The sequence below is a fragment of the Mycobacterium sp. NGS29 genome (genome assembly GCF_059812965.1).
This window is the reverse complement of record NZ_JCALDR010000003.1, coordinates 153,975-170,574: the sequence shown is the minus strand read 5'-3', so window position 1 is coordinate 170,574 and position 16,600 is coordinate 153,975. Positions and strand designations below refer to the sequence as shown.

At 66.8% G+C, this 16,600-nt stretch carries 3 protein-coding genes; 1 reads left to right on the top strand and 2 read right to left on the bottom strand.

The window, feature by feature from the left end; genetic code table 11:
• Nucleotides 1–11: 11 nt before the first annotated feature.
• Nucleotides 12–1,301, bottom strand: a complete 1,290-nt coding sequence (locus AC5Y5Z_RS05490) for a condensation domain-containing protein (RefSeq protein WP_463825137.1) — start codon at nucleotides 1,299–1,301, stop codon at nucleotides 12–14.
• Between the two features lie 211 nt (nucleotides 1,302–1,512).
• Entirely contained in the window at nucleotides 1,513–7,788 is a 6,276-nt protein-coding gene (pks2, locus tag AC5Y5Z_RS05485) for a sulfolipid-1 biosynthesis phthioceranic/hydroxyphthioceranic acid synthase (protein WP_499923815.1), read from the bottom strand.
• A gap of 725 nt (nucleotides 7,789–8,513) precedes the next feature.
• Here pks2 and AC5Y5Z_RS05480 point away from each other — a divergent pair.
• Nucleotides 8,514–16,598 carry a type I polyketide synthase gene (locus AC5Y5Z_RS05480; protein WP_499923813.1) on the top strand — a complete coding sequence of 2,695 codons (8,085 nt, stop codon included), beginning with the start codon at nucleotides 8,514–8,516 and terminating at the stop codon, nucleotides 16,596–16,598.
• Nucleotides 16,599–16,600: the final 2 nt, after the last annotated feature.

Genomic DNA, 16,600 nt, shown 5'->3' with positions numbered 1-16,600 from the left:
CCGTGTCGACTCTATTGCGCCACCCGAACGGGAGTGTTCGCCAACGTGCCGGCCACCACCCGCTGGAACACCGACTTCAGCTGGTCGGTGAAGCGGGTCACCGATTCCCGCGCGATCGGGTTGTTCGGGTAGGACACCATGATCGAGACCTCGTCGAACAGGCGGAACACCGTCGAGTACTTGTACGCCGGGCTGCGTCCGTCGGTGTATGCCGCTGCGTTCACCCCGTCCAGCGCGGTCGCGACGATGCCGGACAGCGGCGGCAGGCCGGCATCCATGTAGCTCATCATCGTGAACTGCGGGCCGGGCTTGCGCAGCCACGGGGCCAATTCCAGGACGCGATCGAAGGGCACCTCTTTGACGTTCATGTTGGCGTCGAAGGATGCCTGGGCGGCGCGCGCCGTCTCCTCGAAAGAGTTCGGGTCGATCGGCACGGTGAAGGGCACGATCCCGGTGAACCAGCCAACCGTCATGTACTCCGCCGGAGTCTTGCGCTTGTCGGTGGGGGTGAGCCCGTAATACGTGAGCTCGCCGGTCATTTCGTAGTACGCCAGGGCGGCGCACGCGAACAGCCCGCCGCTGAACCGGGCATCTGCCTGGCGGCACATGTCCTCGAACTTCGCCGTCTGGTCGGCGGCCAGCAACTGCTCCACGCGGACGTCACCGCCGCACGCGATCGACTGGTCGCCCAAGGGCAGCGGGAAGTCGGGCAGCGTCCCACCGTTGGCTTCGGCGAACTCGACCCAGGTCCGCACCTCCGGCGACTCCAGCGTCATGGACGCAATGGTTTCGGCTTCGCGGATGCAGAAATCGTCGTAACTCGCCGCCGGCGGCATGGTCATCGGGGCCCGGCCCTCGACCAGCGCGTTGTAGTTCATCACGATCTCCACGTACAACCCGGCGATCAGCATCGGATCGCAGTGCAGGTGGTCCACCACCGCGTACAACGCGAATTTGTCTTCGTATTGAATGATGCCGTACCGGAAGCAGTCCCACTGCAACGGATCCGGGGTGGCCATCACGTGGGCTTCCCAGTCGGGCTGCGTCATCGTGCCGTACGTCTTGGCGACGAAGTTGATGTCACGCGGGTTCTTCAGGGTGTGGCGGACGATGTTGTCCGGATCCTTGAACTCGAACCAGCTGTGGTACGTGCCGTGGCGGCGCAGGTGCGTGTTGATGACGTACGTCATGGCGCGAATGTCGCAGCGCCCGGGCACTTCCCACGAGCCCATGATCGCGCGCGAGTAGTCGAGCCCCTTGTCGCGGAACTCGACGTAACCGCGAAGGTGACCCGCCTGCATGCAGCTCGGAGGCACAGGAGTAGCTGGAGCTTGCTGTGCCTTCGCGAGGCACCCGGCAGTCGGCTCCCACGCGATGACGGTGCCCTGACCCGGGTCCCAGTCGTACGCGTTACCGACACGCAAGCTGTCGTGCTCAGACCCTCCGCCTATGAACACGCTTCCTCCTATGTTAGAAGTCCTGCAGGACAAGTCATTTCGCGATCACATCAAGTCATGCGGACACACCTTCTTTGGGTGCCATCTTGTCGACCAGGTGATCCGCCAATCCTCGGACGGTGGTGATGTCCGCGGAGGTGATGCGTACGCCGGTCTGAGCCTCGATGTGCGTGCGCAACTCGAGATTGCCCAGCGAGTCGAGGCCGTACTCCGACAACGGGTGATCGGGGTCGATGTTGCGACGCAGGATCAGCCCGATCTGCTCGGACAGCAGCCGGCGCAACCGGCCGGCCCATTCCTCCAGCGGCAGCTCGGACAACTCGGCGCGCAACTTGCTCGAGCCAGAACGCTTGTCGCCCGCGGTCTTGAACATCTCGAGGAACTTGCTCCGCGCAGCGAACGACGCGATCCACGGTGTCCCGATGAGCGGGGTGTAGCCCGAGTACGCCCGGTCGTGGCGCAGCAGCGCCTCGAACGCGTAGGCACCCTCATCCGGAGCGATCGCGGCGCCGCTGTCCTCGGCGAAGTCCGCGCCGCGGCCGATCTCACCCCACGCGCCCCAAGCGATCGCGGTGGCGGGCAGGCCCTGTGCGCGCCGCCAGGCGGTGAACGCGTCCAACCAGCTGTTGGCCGCCGCGTACGCGCCCTGACCCGGCGAGCCCAGCAACGCGGCCGCTGAGGAGAACGAGCAGAACCAGTCCAGCTCCGCCGTGGCGCACGCCTCGTGCAAGTTCCACGCGCCGTACACCTTGGGAGCCCAGTCCCGGTCGATCAGCTCATCGGTGATGTTGGTCAGCACGGCGTCCTCGACCACCGCGGCGCCGTGCAACACGCCACGCAACGGCAGCCCGGTGGCCGTCGCTGTCGCCACCAACTTGTGGGCCGTGTCGAGCTGCGCGATGTCGCCGCACATCACCACCACGTCGGATCCGATCGAACGGATGAGTTCGATTGTCTCCAAAGCCTTTCGCGTCGGCTGCGACCGCGAGCTCAGCACGATCCGGCCGGCTCCGGCCGCGGCCATCTTCTCGGCCAGGAACAATCCCAGACCGCCCAGGCCACCGGTGATGATGTACGAGGCGTCCCGCAGGAACGTCGGCGCCTGCTCCGGGGGCAGGACCACGCTGCTGCGTCCGGCCTGCGGAATGTCCAGGATCAGCTTGCCGGTGTGTTGCGCACCGCTCATCACCCGGATCGCCGTTGCCGCCTCGGCCAGCGGGTAGTGGGTGGCCTCGGGCATCGGCAACTTGCCCTCGGCGGTCAACCGGTACACCGTGCTCAGAATCTCGCTGACCTGCTGCGGGTGGCTGACGGACATGATGCCCACATCCACACCCCAGAACGCCAGGTTCCGGCGGAACGGGAACAGGCCCAGCTTGGTGTCGCCGTAGATGTCACGCTTGCCGATCTCGACGAACCGCCCGCCCAGCGCCAACAGCTTGAGGCCGGCGAGTTGAGCTGCCCCGAACACCGAGTTGAGCACGATGTCGACGCCGTAGCCGTCGGTGTCGCGCCGGATCTGCTCGGCGAAGTCGATGGTGCGGGAGTCGTACACATGCTCGATTCCCATGTCACGCAACAGCTGTCGACGCTGCTCGCTGCCGGCGGTCGCGAAGATTTCCGCACCGGCCATCCGGGCGATCGCGATCGCGGCCTGCCCCACACCGCCGGTCCCCGAGTGGATCAGCACCTTGTCGCCGGCCTTGATGCGGGCCAGGTCGTTCAGGCCGTACCAGGCGGTGGCGTGGGCGGTGGTCACAGCCGCGGCCTGCGCATCGGTCATCCCGGCCGGCAGTTTGGTGGCCAGGCGCGCATCGCAGGTGACGAAGGTGGCCCAGCAGCCGTGCGGAGACATGCCACCGACGTGGTCACCGACCTGGTGGTTGGTGACGCCGGGGCCAACCGCGGTCACCACACCCGCGAAGTCGGTGCCCAGCGCCGGCAGGATCCCGTCGAGGCTCTGGTAGCGGCCGAAAGCGTTCAGCACGTCGGCGAAGTTGATGCTCGACGCGGTGACCGCGACCTCGATCTGCCCGGGCTCCGGGGGAACCCGGTCGAAGGCGGCGAACTCCAGCGTCTGCAGATCACCCGGCGTGCGGATCTGCATGCGCACCCCGTCGCTCTGATGAGACGCGACGGTGGTCTGCCGCTCCTCGGGGCGCAGCGGCGCGGGGCACAGGCGAGCGGTGTACCACTCGTCGTTACGCCACGCCGTCTCGTCTTCGTCGGTGCCGGCCAGCAGCAACTGACGCACGACCTGCTCGGCGTCGGTCTGCTCGTCGATGTCGATGTGGGTGGTGTGCAGGTGCGGGTGCTCGGCGCCGATGACCCGCAGCAACCCGCGCAATCCGCCCTGCTCGAGGTTCGGGACGTCTTCGGTGAGCACGATCTGCGCACCCCGGGTGACGACGAATAGCCGCGGCGCCTCACCCTGGACCTCCGCCAGCTCCGTCGCGATGCGAACCAGGTGGTGGACGTAATCGCTACCGCGGCGCGGTGATTCGCTGTCCGGGGTGCCGTTGCGCGGCGCGGTCAGCACCACCAGTCCGGTGAAGCCGCCACGGTTGAGCTGGTCGCGCAGCCGCTCGGCCATCGCGGCGTGGTCGCCATCCAGATGCCAGGACAACGTCGTCGACTCCGCCTCGTGCAGCTTCATCGTGTCGGTGAGCGACGTCGCCATCAGATCGGCGGCTTCAGAGGTGCTGACGATCAGCCACGAGCCAGGCTCGGTGGCGGCCACGTCAGGCAGTTGCCGCTGTTGCCATTCGACCGTGAGCAGCCGCTCGCCCAGCACGCGAGCCCGCTCGCCACTGGCCGATACACCGGTGCCCATCTGCAGTCCACGGACGGTCAGCACCACGGCGCCGTGCTTGTCGAGCAGGTCGAGGTCGGCCTCGACCGCTCCGCCGGTCGCCGAAGTCACCCGGGAGTGGCAGTACTTGGCGGTGTGGACGGGTCCGTGCAGCCGGAGCTCACGAACGCCCAGGGGAAGCAGCAAACCGCCGAGACTGGCGATCGCGACGCTGGGGTGCGCGGCCACCGACTGGAAGCACGCGTCGAGCAGTGCCGGGTGCACCCCGTAGTTGGTCTGCTGGGTGCGGATGACGCTGGGCAGGGAGATCTCGGCCAGCACCGAGGTGCCGGTTTCTTCCGCGGTGTGTGCGACCGACAGGCCGGTGAAGGCGGGCCCGTACTGAATGCCGCACAGGTCCAGGGCGTCGCGCAGGTCGCCGCCCTGCACGGCACTCGGGTGCACCGACTGCAGGGCCTCGATGTCCTGCGGTGCCGGCGCGGGGTTTTCGTCGGCGGCGTGCAGCACGGCGGAAGCCCGGCGCGCCGAGACCCCGTCCTCGTTGGTCTCGACAGCGAAGTTCAGCTCGTCGGGCACCTCGGCCGTCGCGGTGAGGGTGACCTGAGTTTCCTCGTCGAGCAGCAACATCTGCTCGAACCGGATGTCGCGCACCACGGCGCCGTCGCCGAAGATGGTGCGGGCCGCGGCCAGCGCCATTTCGCAGTAGGCGGCACCGGGCAGGGTGGCGGTGCCGTGCACCTGGTGGTCGCCCAGCCACGGCAGCGCGTCGGTGCCGATCTCGGCCTGCCAGACGTGTCGCTCGGGGTCCTCCGGCAGCCGCACGTGCTGACCCATCAGCGGGTGCACGGCGACGCTTGAACTCAGCGCGCGCGAGCTGTGCCCGTCGCGGCTCAGCAGCAGCGTGCGGTGAGTCCACGCGGGCAGCGGAGCATCGATGAGGTGGCCGTAGGGGTACACGACGGAGAAGTCGACGGTCGCACCCGTCGCGAACAGGTCGCCGACGAAGCTGCGCAAGCCGAACGGCAGCGGCTGCTCGCGCCGCATGGCGGCCAGCGCTGCGGCCGTCATGTCGAGGCTGCGTGCGGTCTGGTCCACGGCGTGGGTCAGCAGCGGGTGCGGCGACAGTTCACCGAAGACGCGGTAACCGTCCTCGAGCGCCGCCTGCACCGCCGCCGAGAACCGGACGGTGTGGCGCAGGTTGTCCACCCAGTAGTTGGCGTCGCAGTACGGCTCCTCGCGCGGGTCGAAGGAGGTCGCGGAGTAGTAGGGGATCTCCGGGGTCAACGGCTCGATGTCGGCCAGCGCGTCGTACAGGTCATCCAGAATCGGGTCGACCTGTGGCGAGTGCGACGCCACGTCGACGGCCACTTCGCGGGCCATCACGTCGCGGTCCTCCCACGTTGCGATCATCTCGCGAACGCTCTCGGTGGCACCGCCGATCACGGTGGACTCCGGCGAAGCAACCACCGCGACCACCGCGTCGTTGATGCCACGGGCCATCAGCTCGGAAAGCACCTGCTGGGCAGGCAGCTCCACCGACGCCATGGCTCCGGAACCGGAGATCTTGATCATCAGCCGGGACCGGCGGCAGATCACGCGTGTGGCGTCTTCCAGGGACAGCGCCCCGGCGACAACGGCCGCCGCGCACTCGCCCATCGAATGGCCGACGACTGCGGCCGGGCTCACACCGTAGGACTTCATCGTCGCCGCCAGCGCCACCTGCATGGTGAACAGGGTCGGCTGCACGCGGTCGATGCCGGTCACCTTGTCCGGCGCGATCATCGCTTCGCTCACCGAGAAACCGGACTCGGCGGCGATCAACGGCTCGATCTCGGCGACCTTCGCCGCGAAGACCGGCTCGTTCGCCAGCAGATCCGCACCCATGGCGGCCCACTGGGATCCCTGACCGGAGAAGACCCAGACCGGACCGCGTTCCTCCTGACCCACCACTTCTGGGTAGAGCGCTTCGCTGTCGGCGACCTCGCGCAGCGCGGTCACCATCTCCACGGTGTTCCGGGCCAGCACGGTGGTCCGCACCGAACGGTGCCCACGGCGGCGCGCCAGGGTGTATGCCAAGTCCCGCGCGGCGAATTCGGTCGCGTGCGCCTCGACCCAGTCGGCCAGCCGCGAAGCGGTCTGGCGCAGGCCGTCTGCAGAGGAAGACGACAGGGGGAGCAGCAGGGTGTCATCGCCGGCCGGGGTGGTGGCGATGCCATTGGGCGAGGTCGGAGCGGGTGCCTGCTCCACGATGGCGTGCACGTTGGTGCCGGAGATTCCCCACGCCGACACGCCTGCGCGGCGCGGACCATCGCCGGCCAGCGGCCACTCGGTGTTTTCCACCGGCAGGAAGAGTTTGGTGTCGATCTGCGCCAGCTCGTCGGACAGCGACTCGAAGTGCAGGTTCTTCGGCACGATGCCGTGCTGAAGGGCGAGGACCGTCTTCATCATCCCGAGTGCGCCGGCAGCCGCCTGGGTGTGCCCGAAGTTGGTCTTGGACGCGCCGATGGCGACCCTGTTGTCTTTGGCGTACACCTTCGAGAGGCTGGTGTACTCGATCGGGTCACCGACCGGTGTGCCGGTTCCGTGCGACTCGACCATGCCGATGCTGCCGGCGTCGACACCCGCGGCCTGCAATGTCGTCTGGTACAGCGCTGCCTGCGCTTCCCCGGAGGGCATGGTGATGTTCGGGGTGCGGCCGTCCTGGTTGGCCGCCGTCGCGCGAATGACAGCCAAGATCCGGTCCCCGTCGCGCTGCGCATCCGAAAGACGCTTGAGCAGCAACAGCACGCAACCCTCGCCGGAAACGAAACCGTCGGCGTTGGCATCGAAGGCGTGGCAACGCCCGGTCCCGGACAGCATGCCGCCCGCTGAGGCCGATGCCGACCTGCGCGGCTCCAGCATCACGTTGACGCCGCCCGCGAACGTCATGTCGCTCTCGCCGTCGCTGATGCTGCGGCAAGCCTGGTGAATTGCGAACAATCCGGAAGAACACGCAGTATCGATCGTGGATGCAGGCCCTGCGAGGCCCAGGGCATGGGAGATGCGCCCGGATGCCATGCTGAACAGCGATCCCGGGTTTCCGTACGGACCGTCGAAGGCGTCCGAGGCCATCTGAACTTGCTGATAGTCGGCATAATTCACGCCGACGAAGACACCGGTCTGTTTGGCGATCGTGTCCTTGGTGAGGCCGGCATGCTCCATTGCTTCCCACGCGGTCTCCAGCAGCAGGCGGTGCTGCGGGTCCATCGCAGTGGCTTCTTTTTCACTGATGCCGAAGAATTCGGGATCGAAATCGCCGACGTCTTTCAGGAACGAGCCCCACTTGCAGACCGAGCGTCCGGGCACTCCCGGCTCGGGGTCGTAGTAGTAGTCGTTATCCCAACGGTCGGCAGGAATCTCGGTGACGAAGTCGTCGCCGCGGAGCAGTGCGTCCCACAGCAGGTCTGGTGAATTGATGCCCCCCGGCATCCGGCAGGCCATCCCAATGACAGCTACCGGAGTGACGCCCGTCCTAGCCACTAACCCTCCACCTCTCTGCCTATCCCCAAGTTCCTATCACCGCCGCACGCTCTTATCAGCGCTTCGGTAAATTTCGCTGGACCTTTAATGGGCCTGCAACATTGCAGTGCCGCAATCCAGCCACCTATCGACCCCCGCAGCGAAGCAGCCTGAAGAACTTGATGCGTCCAAAGCGTAGCTGGTTCGTTGCGCACGCGTGGAAAAATCGTGCGATCGTACAAAAATTTTATGTTGCAGTGCACGTGGGCACCTGACCTTCGTCCGGATCTGGACGCTTCTCGGCGGCCTGTCGCCGGCCAGGTGCGGACATCGACCGGCTGAGCTGGGGCTTTCATACTTGTTGTGCGACAGTGCAGTACGGCGTGTGTACAGGTCAGCGCGCTCGAGAACCGGGATTTGGGCCCGCGGGTGGGGTGGCGGACGCTCACCAGCCCAGACATGTGATCTACAACACATCGTAATGAGGAAGGCCGCATACGCCGAGTTTGCTCGGACCCGGGCGGCCGACTGGTTCGCCCCCAGCGGAGGGGCTGCTGGCTACAGCGGGTTGAGCGCCGTAGAGGTGCAGTCGGTGAGGCCATATTAGGCGTTGTTGCAACAGCGTGTGCGGCTTTTGGAAGATTTTCATCGGCTATCTGCGGGGAGGTGAAGAGGGCGAAGACAGGGCGCTAAATCCAGATCAAGCTTTGCCCTCCCCGGCCAAATCATCACGGTATCGTCGAGCCGTGTTCGAGCCCTCCATCCCCGTTCTGCTGCGCGAATATGCCGAACTGCGGCCCGACGAGCCGGCGTTCACTTTCGTGGATTACGAGCAGGACCCGGAAGGCAGCGCAGAAACTCTGACCTGGTCGCAGTTGTATCGGCGGATCCGCAATGTCGCGCGGATCTTGCGGACCTATGGGGCGACCGGCGATCGCGCGGTGGTGTTGGCGCCGCAGGGAATGCATTACGTCGTCGCGTTTCTCGGCGCATTGGAAGCCGGTCAGATCGCGGTACCGCTGTCGGCTCCGCAAGGTGGCGCCAGCGACGAGCGCGCCAGTTCGGTCCTGGGCGACGCGTCGCCGACTGCGATTCTGACCACGTCCTCGGTGGCCGGCAGCATCGCCGAACACATCGAGCCGGGGGAAACCGCTCCGGCAATGATCGAACTCGATTTGCTGGATCTCGACACCGCTGATCCAGCCCCACACGAGATCCCCGATCTGCCCGACATCGCCTATCTGCAATACACCTCCGGATCCACCCGCACCCCGGCGGGCGTCGTGATTTCGCACCAGAACATGGTGGTCAACACCCAACAGATCATCGCCAGCTACTACCGGGAGGACGGCGGGATTGCGCCGCCGGATACGACGGTCGTGTCGTGGCTGCCGTTCTTCCACGACATGGGTTTGATTGTGGGCATTAGCATTCCGATCGTTGCCGGGGTGCACGGTGTGCTCTCCAGCCCGCCCGCGTTCCTGCAGCGACCGGCACGCTGGATGCAGTTGTTGGCTACCCACACCCAGCCATTCACCGCGGGCCCCAACATCGCTTTTGAATTGGCGGCGGCGAAGACGTCGGACGACGACCTGGCGGGACTCGACCTGGGTCACGTGCGCAACATCCTCAACGGCGCCGAACGCGTGCAGCCTGCCACGCTGCAACGCTTTGCTGAACGTTTTGCCCGATTCAATCTGCAGCCCAAGGCGCTGCGGCCGTCCTACGGTCTTGCCGAGGCCACCGTGTACGTGGCGACCCGTGAAGCAGTCGGGCCGCCGGAAATCGTGTATTTCGAGTCCGAACAACTGACGGCCGGTGTTGCGAAGCGCTGCGCACCCGGCGAGGGCACGCCGCTGGTCAGTTACGGCACGCCCCAGTCGCCGATCGTGCGCATCGTGGACCCCGAGACCGGCATCGAATGTCCGGCGGAAACGGTCGGGGAAATCTGGACGCACGGCGAGAACGTCGCCGACGGTTATTGGCAGAAGCCCGACGAGTCGGCACGCACGTTCGGTGCAACACTGATCGACGCCGCCGCCGGCACCCCGGCCGGACCCTGGCTGCGGACCGGGGACCTGGGCTTCTTCTCCGGTGGCGAGATGTTCATCATCGGCCGCATCAAGGATCTGCTGATCGTCTACGGGCGTAACCACTCTCCCGACGACATCGAGGCGACGATCCAGGAGATCACCGCCGGTCGCTGCGTTGCGATCTCGGTCACCGGCGATGACGGCGTCGAGAAACTGGTCACCATCGTCGAGTTCAAAGTGCGCCCGGATGCCGAAGACGCCGCCGCGCGGGTGGGGGCCGTCCGACGCAAAATCACGTCGGCAATAGCAAAAGCGCACGGTCTGAGTGTGGCCGATCTCGTTCTGGTGCCGCCTCATTCCATTCCGCTGACCACGAGCGGCAAGGTCAGGCGGAGGGAGTGCGTGCAGCGTTACGGGCGCGATGATTTCACCCGCTGGGACGCGCTGATCGCACGTCCGGAGCCGCACCCGGCCGCCGAGACTGACGTGCGCCCCGCCGCGGACGCGGGTTTGCCGCAACGGCTGCGCGCGCTGCGACATCAGCAGCACGAGCTGCTGGTGGGGCTGGTCTGCGAGCAGGCGGCTGCGGTACTGGGTCATTCCAGCACCAGCGACATCGATGCCGAATCCGCTTTTCAGGACCTCGGCTTCGACTCGGTGAAAGCTACTTATCTGCTGGACCGCCTCAAAGCCGTCACCGAGTTGCCGTTGTCACCCACCCTGGCCTTCGACTATCCGACCCCGGCGGCGTTGGGCGCCTACCTCGGGCAGCTGTTCGGCGGTTCGGTCACGGCGGGTTCGCCGGTGCCCGCGCAGACGGCGTCGGACGAGCCGATAGCAGTGGTAGGCATGGCCTGCCGGTTTCCCGGGGGAGTGGACTCGGCCGAGGCGTTGTGGGAGCTGGTGGCTGGCGGCACCGACGCAATGGTGGGTTTCCCGACCGACCGCGGTTGGAATCTGACGGATTTGTTCGACTCCGATCCCGACGCCGTCGGCAAGACCTATACCCGTGCCGGCGGGTTCCTGGCCGGGGCGGCCGGGTTCGACGCGGAGTTTTTCGGCATCTCGCCGCGCGAGGCCCAGGCCATGGATCCCCAGCAACGGTTGCTGCTGGAAGTGTGTTGGGAGGCCCTGGAAACCGCCCGACTCGACCCGGCCTCGTTGGTGCGTTCGCAAACCGGCGTGTTCGTCGGCACCTGGTCGCAGCCGTACGGCGCGGAGGCTGCCGGCGGCGCGGAGGGGTACGCGTTGACCGGCCAGTCCACCAGTGTGGCGTCCGGGCGAGTGGCCTACGCACTGGGTCTGCAGGGTCCGGCCATCACGGTGGACACCGCGTGCTCCTCGTCGCTGGTCGCCACCCATCTGGCGTGCCAGTCGCTGCGCAACGGCGAGAGCACTCTGGCGCTGGCGGGTGGGGTCACGGTGATGACGACGCCGCTGATCTTCACCGAGTTCGCCCGGCAACGGGGCTTGGCGGTGGACGGGCGATGCAAGGCGTTCTCCGCCGACGCCGACGGCACGGGCTGGGGTGAAGGCGCAGCGGTCCTGGTCTTGGAGCGGCTCAGCGACGCCCGACTCAACAACCATCCGGTGCTGGCGGTGATCGCGGGATCTGCCATCAACCAGGACGGCGCCTCCAACGGCCTGACCGCACCTAACGGTCCCGCGCAGCAGAACGTGATCCGCCAGGCGGGCGCCAACGCCGGCATCGGCTTGGATCAGGTCGACGTCGTGGAGGCCCACGGTACCGGCACCACCCTCGGCGATCCGATCGAGGCGGGCGCACTGATAGCCACCTACGGTGCCGGCCGCGACCCCGAGCGTCCGCTGTGGCTGGGGTCGATCAAGTCCAACATCGGGCACACTCAGGCCGCGGCGGGCGCCGCCGGGCTGATCAAAATGGTTCAGGCGCTCAATCACGACGTACTGCCCGAGACGCTGCACGTCGATCAACCCAATCCACGTGTCGACTGGTCCGGTGGAGCGGTCCGGCTGCTGACCGAGGCGGTGCCATGGCCGGTCACGGATCATCCCCGTACGGCTGCGGTGTCCTCCTTCGGCATCAGCGGCACCAACGCGCACGTCATCGTGCAGCAGGCCCCTGACGCCGCAATAGAATCCGACGCGTCGGTCAGTGCGGCACCCCCGGTACTGGTGTGGCCGGTCTCGGCGCGCGGTCCGCGGGCCCTGGCGGGTCAAGCCCACCGGTTGCGCGACTACCTGCACGATCACCCCGAAACCGGACTGACCGATCTCGGCTTCAGCCTGGCCACCACCCGTACCCACCACCCGTACCGGGCCGCCATCACCGCAAGTGGCCTCGGCGGAGATCCCCGCCGCGAACTGGTGGAGGGCCTGGAAGCGCTGATTGCCGACCTGCCCCATCCGCACGTGTCGCGCCACCACCTCGCCGCACACCACCAACCGCCGGAGACCGTGTTCGTTTTTCCCGGCCAAGGCGCCCAGTACGCCGGCATGGGCTTGGAGCTGTACCACCATCACCGCGAATTCGCGCGCAGCCTCGACGAGTGCGATGCAGCTCTGCGCCCCGCCACCGGGTGGTCGGTGCTCGGCGTCTTGCGTGAGGAGCCCGACGCGCCGTCGCTGCAGCGGGTGGACGTTGTCCAACCCGTCCTGTTCGCGATCATGGTGTCGCTGGCCGAACTGCTGAAGTCCTACGGGATCGTTCCGGATGCGGTAGTGGGGCATTCGCAGGGCGAGATCGCGGCGGCCTACGTTGCCGGTGCGTTGTCGCTTGCCGACGCTGCCAAGATCGCGGCGCTGCGCAGCCAGGCGCTCACCACACTGTCCGGCAGTGGCGGGATGGTCTCCATTGTGCTTCCCGCACAAGAGCTTCAGCCCCGGCTGCAACGTTGGGACGGAGCTGTCAGCATCGCCGCGATCAACGGGCCGTCGCACACCATTGTCAGTGGCGACCCCGTCGCACTCGAGCAACTCACTGCGGCGTGTGAACGTGACAATATTCAAATCCGTTCCATCGCAGTGGATTACGCGTCGCACGGCAGCCAGGTGGAGCGGCTGCGGGACCATCTGTTGACGGAGCTGGCCGGGGTGTCCGCGTCGCCGGCACGCATCCCGCTGTATTCCACAGTGGACAGCGCGCGATCGGGTCAGCCGCTCGACACCACCGAGATGAACGCCGACTACTGGTATCGCAATCTGCGGGAGCCGGTTCGGTTCCACGACGTGGTCGCCGAGTTGCTGGGCCAGCGCGAGCGCTTGTTTGTGGAATTGTCGCCGCACCCGGTGCTGGCTGCGGCGATCACCGACACACTGGCCGGCACCCCCGAGCGGCCCGGCTCGGCGGTGCTCACCATGCTGCATCGCGATCGGTCGGACCTGGACACCGTGGCTGCCGCGCTGGGTCAACTCCACAACCACGGCAAATCGCCGTCCTGGGCGGCGCTCTACCCCGACGCCCGAGCCGTTGGGCTACCCACGTATGCCTTCCAGCACCGTTCCTATTGGGCGACGCCCACTCCGGTGTCCGGAGCCGCCGGCCTGGACACCAGTGTTGAAGGCGCGCTGTGGCAAGCCGTCGACGCCGAGGCGGTTGACGCCTTCGCTGAGGTATTGGGCTTGGGCGACCAGGTAACCGGGTCGTCCCTGGAAGCTGTCGTGCGCGCCCTGCGGCAGTGGCGCGGCGACGTCGGCGTTCGGTCAGCGGCGAACACATTGCGCTACCGCGTCGACTGGCGCGCAGTGACCCCGAACACTTTCCCGACCACTCGTCGTCGCTGGCTGGTGCTGGCGTTCCCGGAACAAGCCCACGATGCCTGGGTCGCCGGTATCGCCGAGAAATTCGCGACCGACGTGCTCACGGTAGATCCGAGCGACCTCGGCCGAGAGTCGTTGTCCGCCTTGTTGAAGACGGCCAGTGCGCGGGCCCACCATGACGGGATCGTCTCGTTCCTGGCCACCGACGAACGACCACACCCCGACTTCTCGGGCCTATCGGTTGGTCTGCTCTCCACACATTCTCTTGCGCAAGCACATTGCGATTCCGGTCTCGGAATTCCATTGTGGGTCATCACCCAGGGCGGTGCGACGGTACCCACCGACGATGACCCGCCGAGTCCGAGCCAGGCCGCTGCGTGGGGGCTGGGACAGTCGGTGTGCCTCGAGCACCCGGACCTGTGGGGCGGATTGGTTGATCTCCCGCCGAGCGCGACACCGCGCGACATCGCCCACCTGCACGCGATTTTGAGCTGCGTGCAGGACGAAGACCAACTCGCGATCCGGCAACAGGGCGTGAGCGCGCGTCGATTGGTCGCGGCGCCGTTGGTGCAAGAACGTGCCGGCAGCTGGACGGCTTCGGGAGCGGCTCTGATCACCGGTGCTACCGGGCGGCTGGGTAAGCACCTGGTCGGTTGGCTCGCCGAGGCCGGCGCCAATCCCATTGTGCTAGTAAGTCGCAACGCTACCGAACACCCGCAGACCGCTGAACTGGCCCAGACTTTGCAGGCCCGCGGGGTGACTGTCGCAGCGTATTCGGTGGATGTGAGCAACCGGACGGCGTTGGCGGCCGCGCTTGCCGACATCCGCGCCGCCCACGGTCCGCTGCGGACCGTCGTGCATGCGGCGGCAGCTATCGGATGGAACTCCATCTCCGACACGACCGCTGAGGAGCTCGCCGACAGTTACGCCGCGAAGGCGGTCGGCGCGGACAATCTGGTTGAACTGCTGGAGAAAGACCCACCCGAGACCTTCATCCTGTTCTCGTCTGCGGCTGCGACTTGGGGCGGCGCCCAGCAAGGTGCCTACGCCGCCGCCAACGCTCACATAGATGCGCTGGCAATTCGGTTGCGCTGCAATGGAATCAGGGCAGTGGCACCGGCTTATGGCCTGTGGGCGGACGAGGCCAGCAGTATGCCCGCCGAGGTGCTGGACATCTTCCAGCGAATCGGTGTCAATCCGATCCCACCGACGACTGCGCTGGCCGGACTGCGGCAGGCCATCGACGCCGACGACACCTTGATCACCCTCGCGGATGTGACATGGGATCGGTTCCTGCCCGCGTTCACCGTACGTCGCTCACATCCGTTCCTGACCGAATTGACGGCGCGCGCGAGTGGCAGCGAAATCGACCGGGTGACGCCTGAACCCGGGGTCCGGGATCAGCTGGCCGGCCAAACCGCGGAACAACAGCTCGATACGCTGACCGCGTTGGTGACCAACGCCACCGCCGCGGTGTTGGCCCACCACGATCCGGAAGCCCTCGACATCGGGCTTGCGTTCAAAGATCTCGGCATCGACTCGCTGACCGCACTGGAACTGCGCAATACCCTCAGCGCGCAAACCGGGCTGACCTTGCCTGCGTCCCTGGTCTTCGAGCACCCGACCCCGTCGTCGCTCGCCGGCCACCTGCGGGAACTGCTCACCGATGCCGCTGCGCCGGCCGCTTCGACACTTCAGCCCACCACGGTCGAGGACCAGCCCGCGGACAATCTGCTCGAATACCTCGACCAGGCAGCATTTCTCGCAACCCGGGCGGTGCACGGTGCCCTGATTCAGGTGACCTGGATTTACAACCGCGGTGCTGACCTCGACGCGCTGCGGCGCTTCCACCAGAACCTCGGATCGGGGATGTTCGGTCGCCTGGTCGAGCGGTCGCCATTGCCGTTCGCGCGCGACCGCTGGGTGTTGGCGCCGGCGCCGCAAGACATGGACGTCGTCGCTACGCCGCGGCGGCGCGCCGACGTCAGCGAGTGGGCCGACGAGCGGGCGCGGCTACCCATCGACCCGGAATGGGGTCCCGGCTGGCATCTCGGGGTCCTGCCGCTCGAGGACGGCGGCACGGCCGTCAGTCTGGTGGTTTCCCATGCTGTCGTCGACGCCATCGCATTCGGCCAGGCGATCGCTGATGCTGCCGAGGGCAGAACACACGACCTGGGGTATCCACCCGCGGGGTCGCGTCCCCGCAGGCGCGCGCTGCGCGAGGACTTCCGGCAAACCGTCAAAGAACTCCCCGATGTCGGTCATGCGCTGGTGGCGGTGGCGCGACGGGCGCGGCGTGACCGCAAGGAACTGACATCATCGATCAAAGCTGCGCCGCCTGCCCAGCACTCGGCCGATGCGGATCAGACTATCGAGATGCCTGCCCTGACGGCGTACATCGGGCTCGCGGAGTGGGATAACCTCGCGAAAACCCTTGGTGCCAGCAGTCATTCGCTGGTAGCGGGGGTCGCATGCCGACTCGCGGTGCGGGTCGGACGGGTGAATGACGACGGAGCGGTCACGCTGCGGCTGGTGGCGAACCTGCGAACCAACGGAGACATCCGCGGCAACGCGATCACAGCTGTGGACGTCGCCGTCGATCCCACACCCGTGGCGACGGACCTTCGGGACCTGCACCTCAAGATCACCCAAACCATCCTCGAGGCGATGGACAATTCCGACAACGAATGGTTGGCGCCCCTCCCGCTGACACCGCTGACACCGAAGCGGGTGGTCCGGCGCCTGGCGGGGGTGGCAGCCGGTGGCGCCACGCTGCCGGTGACTGTCTCCAACATCGGCGAATTGCCCCCGGCGCTGAACCGGCCCGACGGCACCGACGCCGACGAAGCGCACATGCGACCGTTCGAACCTGGCATGAAGAAAAGCACACTCGAGCGCATGGGGGGACAACTGCTGCTGGTTTCCGGGCGGGACCGCGGCAAGATCTTCATCAGGATTTCCGCGTACCTGCTCGGTCAGCCGAACACCAAAGACGTTCTGCGCGAACTCATTGTGAGTACGTTCGCCGAATTCGGTCTGACGCCGGAGATCGACTGGTAGCC

Bases quoted from the DNA above. Each gene is read 5' to 3' on its own strand.
- AC5Y5Z_RS05490 (WP_463825137.1), bottom strand. From the start codon at position 1,301: ATGCAGGCGGGTCACCTTCGCGGTTACGTCGAGTTCCGCGACAAGGGG.